At 25.1% G+C, this 6,622-nt stretch carries 8 protein-coding genes; all 8 read left to right on the top strand.

The annotated features are described in order from the left end of the window. Window positions 1-45 precede the first annotated feature (45 nt). Entirely contained in the window at window positions 46-474 is a 429-nt protein-coding gene (locus tag KGF38_RS19775) for a hypothetical protein (protein ID WP_227832683.1), read from the top strand. Continuing rightward, window positions 474-896 carry a hypothetical protein gene (locus KGF38_RS19780; RefSeq protein ID WP_227832684.1) on the top strand — a complete coding sequence of 141 codons (423 nt, stop codon included), beginning with the start codon at window positions 474-476 and terminating at the stop codon, window positions 894-896. The genes KGF38_RS19775 and KGF38_RS19780 overlap by 1 nt, the downstream gene beginning before the upstream one ends. A 165-nt stretch (window positions 897-1,061) precedes the next feature. Beyond that, complete coding sequence (locus KGF38_RS19785; RefSeq protein WP_227832685.1) at window positions 1,062-1,523, top strand: hypothetical protein; 462 nt, start codon at window positions 1,062-1,064, stop codon at window positions 1,521-1,523. Between the two features lie 732 nt (window positions 1,524-2,255). Beyond that, window positions 2,256-2,876: a recombinase family protein gene (locus KGF38_RS19790; RefSeq protein WP_227832686.1), complete on the top strand. Its 621-nt coding sequence runs from the start codon at window positions 2,256-2,258 to the stop codon at window positions 2,874-2,876. A 1,452-nt stretch (window positions 2,877-4,328) separates the two neighbouring features. Further along, the gene (locus KGF38_RS19795; RefSeq protein WP_227832687.1) at window positions 4,329-4,679 is read left to right on the top strand and encodes a hypothetical protein; all 351 of its coding nucleotides are present in this window, start codon (window positions 4,329-4,331) and stop codon (window positions 4,677-4,679) included. Window positions 4,680-4,828: 149 nt separating this feature from the next. Further along, entirely contained in the window at window positions 4,829-5,068 is a 240-nt protein-coding gene (locus KGF38_RS19800; protein WP_227832688.1) for a helix-turn-helix domain-containing protein, read from the top strand. Next, entirely contained in the window at window positions 5,049-5,282 is a 234-nt protein-coding gene (locus tag KGF38_RS19805) for a hypothetical protein (protein WP_227832689.1), read from the top strand. Before KGF38_RS19800 ends, KGF38_RS19805 begins: the two co-directional genes overlap by 20 nt. An 11-nt stretch (window positions 5,283-5,293) precedes the next feature. Beyond that, window positions 5,294-6,391, top strand: a complete 1,098-nt coding sequence (locus KGF38_RS19810; protein ID WP_227832690.1) for a hypothetical protein — start codon at window positions 5,294-5,296, stop codon at window positions 6,389-6,391. Window positions 6,392-6,622: the final 231 nt, after the last annotated feature.

Genomic DNA, 6,622 nt, shown 5'->3' on the forward strand with positions numbered 1-6,622 from the left:
CTTTAAACAATCTAAAACAAATTAAAAATTAAGGAGAATGAAAAAATGATACCAACAAATATATACAGAAATGAATCTAATATTGAATGTGTAGATATGACTGAAATACTATTTTACATCCTGAATCAATTTTACAGGTTTGATAAAGTTATAGAAGTTAAGCAAATAAAAGACATAAAAAAAATAAGCAATACAAACAATTATAAACAGAGTATATATGTAAATGTATCTAATTATACAGGAAGCCTTAGAACAGTTATTAGGAAGTTGAATATGGAAGCATTTATAAATATAAATACAACTATTATTACAGTTATTCCAACTTCTCTACTTAAATTTGTATCTAATAATTGTTCAAATGTAGAAGTTGAATATATTCCAAATACACTTAAATTAGCAGATACAGAAATAGAAGTTGAAGATAATTTGTGCATAGTTACATTTAATCCAAAAAATATAGAAGGTGAAAAATAATGAGTGTTAAAACAGAATTAGGAAAAATACTAACTGGTTCTTTAGCTAGAACAGGAAGAAATTTAGTCAGGGAAATGGTTCAACTTCCTTCTTTGAATTTTAGATATGACTTAATAAATAAGATGGATAAAGCAATGCTAAATGGAGTACATAAGGCATTAAGTACACCAGCTAATTTGATAGGAGAAGGGAAACAAGTCTTATACGAAGCTAGAAAAAATAGATTTAATGAAGATATTAATTATACTAATACTACTCAATACGACCTAAATAAAATGTTGCAAGAAAGCCAAATACAGAGCCATATTCCATTATACAAGCAACCATATCAAACTAGTAATATAGGACTAGCAGAACAATTTGCATCTTTAGAACTAGCTTCAAATGCACGAAGAAATATAAGAAATAATTTTAAAAGATAACTATACAACTATATATATATTAAAATATTGATATAAGCTTATACTTGATTGTATAAGCTTTTTTATTTGCATAATAGTATAAATGTATCTATATTACTATAAGTATATGATAATAGATATGCTATAATATAAGTAAATATAAGCAATTCGAGGGGGTATGTACATATGGATGAGATAAGAATTGAACTAGATAAATTTGATTTGAAAGATTTATGTAAGAGTTATAATAATAATAAAATTAAAAAAGAAGAGTTTGCTGAAAAGTATAAATATAACAGAAAAGTAGTAAAAGAATATTTAATAGAAAAAGTAGAAAATAATGAAATAATAAGCAATAATAACAGGTATTTTTATACAAAAGATATGCAAAAAAAGGTTAATAAAATAGATAAAAATGCTAATAAAGAAGCTGAAATAATAGCAGAAGAAGAACAAATAAACGTTAAAATAAGCAATAAGCTTAAAAAAAAGCTAGATTATATATGTAATGCTAATAATATATCTTTTAAAGATTTAATTAATAATGTATTAGAAGAATATGCTAATAAGCAAAAACCTTCTGATTTAATAAGCAAGTTAGAAGAAAAGCATACTAGAGAGATTGAGAAACTGAAAGATATATTTTAATTTAGATAATGTACTTATATAAAATTAATATAGGTACATTATTTTTTATTGCATATAAGTATATATGTTTATATAAGAATATTTGAATAGTAAAATATTTAAATATATGAATATATATTAATGAATCTTATATTTGAAGAAGTTAGTAATTGCAATGTTCTGAGTGCTAGAGTAGGTAGTGATAAAGAAATTTATAGCATTTTATAAAAACAGATAAAAGGAAATATTTATTGTGTCTAACAACTAAAGTACCCCTGGACCTCCAATTCTCACTTTTAAGTTTTATATTGAATTAACTAGGTGGTTTTGTTATAGATGCAATTTTGAATTAGTCAAGAATTATCTTAATTATGCAATAATTTAATGCAATTCAAAAAGTTTCCTATCAGGAAACTTTTGGTTTGTGAAAAGCTGAAACCTAGTGTTTGCAAATCTCTTACTTAAGACCCCTGGGCCTAACATTCTAGGTTTTGGTTTTTAAATTGAGTTGAGTAGGTGGTCTTGGTGGATTTTAAAATTTGAAATATATATATACAAAAAAATATTTCTCATATATGCCATTTTGGCATATAATTATGTCCAATAAGGTGTACCTTTACGGACGCGTGAAAACCATACCGAAATATGTCCAATAAGGTTGCAAAAATATATTTGGATATGTCTGTAAATTATATAGACCATTTTGGACTAATGTGGTATAATTATATTATAAATAAAAGGATGGTGTAGGGAATGGGAGAAAATAGAGTTTATGGTTATGTAAGAGTTTCAAGTAAAGACCAAAATACAGATAGACAAGTAAAAGCATTAGAATCATATGGTGTAGAAAATAGAAATATTCTAGTAGATAAAATGAGTGGGAAGAATTTTGATAGACCATCATACATAACATTAAAAAATACAATTTTACGAAGTGGTGATATTTTAGTTATAAAAGAACTTGACCGTTTGGGTAGGAATATGAATATGGTTAAAAGTGAATGGCAAGAATTAATTAAAATGGGAGTGGATATAATTGTTTTGGATACTCCAATCTTAAATACTGCCAATAAAAATGATTTAGAAAAAAATCTCATTAGCAATATTGTCTTTGAGTTATTAGCGTATATGAGTGAAAAAGAGAGATTGAAAATAAGACAGAGACAACAGGAAGGAATAAATATGCTGAAAGCAAAAAATGGTGGAAAAGGTATAGGACGTCCAAAAATATCATATCCAAGTAACTGGCTCGAAATATATAATAAGTGGAAGAATAAGGAAATTACAGCAAAAGTGGCAATGGTAGAATTAAATCTTAAGAAAAGTACATTCTATGATATGGTAAAAAAATATGAAAATAATCATCAAGACTAGAAGAATACTAGTCTTTTTTTATGTTTATAAAAGACATATAAAAGGATATAAGTATGTAGAGAGATATATATAGATGAATATAAAATATATATAGAAATATATAGAAATATATATAGATATATATATAAATATAAAATATATAAGTATAGATATAAAACATATATAGATATATAAATATAAGATACTAATGATGTATATAAAAAGATTGGATTAAATTCTAGTCTTTTTTTTGTATATGAAGCAAAAAAAAGTTATAAATATATTTTATTTTATCTATATTAAATATCTTTTTAAAAAAATTTTAATACAAAAACAAAAAAATTTTGAAAAGATAAAAATTATAAAAAAAGTATGTTAAACAAATTTTACAAAAAGGGGGAATTTAAGTTGAAAAAATAAATTAATTACGCTATCAAAAAAAAAATTAATACAAAAACTTCAAAAATTTTCGGGAAAATAAAAATTATAAAAAAAGTATATTACTGAAAGGAAATTTTATGGAAAGGAGGCGAAACTAAATAAATTTTACGGAAAGGGGGTGATAATATGATAGACGTAAACATAAAAATATTTTTATTTGGATATAAAATACAAATAAAATTAAAAAAAAATTCAGCAGCTTAAAAAATACTAGTAAAATTTAGTAACTAGATTTATAATATAAAGTATAGTTACATACGTACAAAAAATTAAAAAATTGAATAGCAAAAAAGACTACATAGTTTCCGGTAGGGTTTGGCGACCTTAACGGGAATTAATACAACTATTGAGCAATAATAGATGTAAACAAGTAATCTTTTTTTAGAACTAAAGAAAAATGTTTTGGCGAACACTTTTCAATAGTAAGTATCTAATTTTTTATATATTAATTATAAAAGATAAAATATATAAAATCAAGATATGATATTAAAGAGATGAAATTTATAGACTTGTTCAATGTTGTTGGACAAGTCTTTTTTAATGCAATAAACTTGATGCCGATACAAGTATAAAACGAAGGTGTGGTCAAGCCAATGCTAGAAAATTGACTCTGCGACATATAAGCACGCTATCTTATATTGTTGTAGTAATTGGGTAAAGTGTGCCAAGCCCAAGTAAAAAATAAGAGGTGACGGGGGGTAGAAATATTCAGGGATAACTACAATTAACAAAATGGTTCTTGAATATGTGCGAAGTTGAATTTTCAAATGTAGTTGAAATTGCAACAGGCAAGGCTTTGATAAAACCATGAGTCTACACCATGGGATAGAAGCTTTATGACATAGCGTTAGTGAGATAACCTTGAGATTGAAGGAATCCGAAAGATTATTTCAGAGTTTGCCTTGTTTTTTTTATCAAGGGCAAACTCTGTTCGAATCTAAAACCGAAGATTATTATATTAACTGTTAAATTGCAAGTAGAATTGTTAAAATTAATGATAGATACAGAGTTTAATATATAGGAGGTTAAAATATGGAAGAAAATAAAAAGCTACAAGATGCTATGATAAGAGTAAATAACAATGTAGATATTGTACTTGATACTAATGGAGAAATAATTCAGGATGATGTAGAAAAAGAGAAGAGGAAGAAGAATAGGCAAAAGAATAATTTACACACTACTAAGAATGACCCTAATGATGACACATGTATTGGTTCGGAGAAAGCTGGTGAGGCATTAGATGAAGCTGTTAGAAGGGAGAAGTTTAGGAAACAACTTGCAGAATCACATAGAAAGCCATTAAAAACAGTATTATGGAAATCAGCACCAATGACTCTTGAAGAAATTGAAGCATACGAAGCAAGTAAAAAAGAATCTGAATAGTTAAGATAAAAGGTAGAGTTTAATACTCTATCTTTTTTTTGTATATAATTTGGAATATAAATAATCTGATGAATATATTAAATACATATGTGTTTAAACCATATAGGACTAGTAATACATATATAAGATAAATCATAGGAGTGATAAAAATGATAAATGAAAAACTAAAAACTCTAAGAATAGAGAATAAGTACAGTCAAAGAGAAATAGCACAAAAATTAGGCTATTTATCTAGTTACACTGTATATAGAAAAGAAAAGGGAACACGAGAATGGAGTATACAAGATATAAGAATGTTATGTGATTTATACAACATAAGTCCTAACTATTTATTATCAGATGATGAAATAACAGGAGGTGTAGAAAAAGATGCTGAAACAAAAAATTAGGATATATCTTAGTAATGTAAATGATAAGGACAAGATTTGTATGGAACTATTGGAGAAATTAAACAAGTTACAAGTAGATGAAGGAGAAGCAATAGAAATTATAGCACCAAGAAACTTTAATTTAAGTAATATTTGTTTGGAGCAGAAAATGCAAATATCGCAGAAACTTTTGGAACTGCGAGTAGTATTTAAATTTGTATCTAATAAGAGTTAGAGGTGGAGCAGATGGAAGAATTAGTTTTTTATCGTGTTGGACTGGACAAGCAGACATGGAAAAATATAAATATTATACAAATAAATAATTTAAGTAATCTTTTAAATCTAAGCAATGTTAGTATTTCAGGTGGACAAGTATACAAGCGTAATGTTAAAACAAATACTGGATATAAAAGAGTTGGAAAAATTAGAATTCATGATGAAATATTCAATTTTGAATTTGGTGTAGTTGCAATTAAAGGAGATATAAATAAATTAGTTAATTATGAAAAAATAGAATTCAATCCAAGTTCAATTCTAAATCAAGGAATTAATTTTAATCCTATCATAAGTTCAAGCCAGTTAGTTCAAGTAATTGAAATTATAAAAAATAAATTGAAAAATAAATATGGAATTTTAGTTAGTTTTGAAGATGCTAGAATGAAAGCAATTGAAATTAATATAAATATTCCTCTTAATAAAAAAATGAGAGAGTACGAAATACCTTTTAACTTTCTTTTGTTTAAGGTTTTAAAAAAATATAAAAAGAAATTTCCTTTTCACCATGACGATTTTTTTAATGGTATATACTCTGGAAATAAGTTAATTGAATTTAAAATCTATGAAAAGAACAAAGAATGTAATTTAGTTCTTAGTAATGATACGGCAAGGCTAGAGTATAAAATACTGCAAGAAGATAAGATTGTAGAGTTAATAGGTACTAATTTTGTAAAAGATATTTTAAATGATTTTGAATGGATAGAAAAAGGATTTTATAAAGCTTTCTGTGATGATATTTACAATAGAATTGAAAATGTTTTAGAACAAATGGTAAAAGATAATTTGAAAATATTAAATAGCTTTAAAAGTTATAAGCAACCATTTAAAAATTTTTTTTCAAGTGTTGATGCAAATAGTAGCTTTGACTATTTAATAATTGAACAAGTGATAAATCGTAGTAATCTTATAAAAAATAAAAATCAGAGATATAATATTAAAAAGTTAGCATTAAAAAGAATGCAAGAAAAACAAACATGTATGATTGGAAATTTAGCTTTATTAAATGAAATCTTAGTTAAATTAAATTTTAAACCAATTATTATAAGTAAGTATATAAAAGTACACTAAAAAAGTGTACCTAACAAATACATGCCTAATTAAGTAATATCAACCGTTTAAAGTACATAAAGTCATTAAATTTTTAGTGAAAAAAACCTATACTATCAAGGAGTTTTTTTTAGTTTCCCTGAAACAGATTTATATTAAAATTTGTTTCTCTAGTCTTTAAACAATCTAAAACAAATTAAAAATTAAGGAGAATGAAAAAATGATACCAACAAATATATACAGAAATGAATC

Source organism: Clostridioides sp. ZZV14-6387 (assembly GCF_020657835.1).
In the GTDB taxonomy this organism is placed as follows: domain Bacteria; phylum Bacillota; class Clostridia; order Peptostreptococcales; family Peptostreptococcaceae; genus Clostridioides; species Clostridioides difficile_A.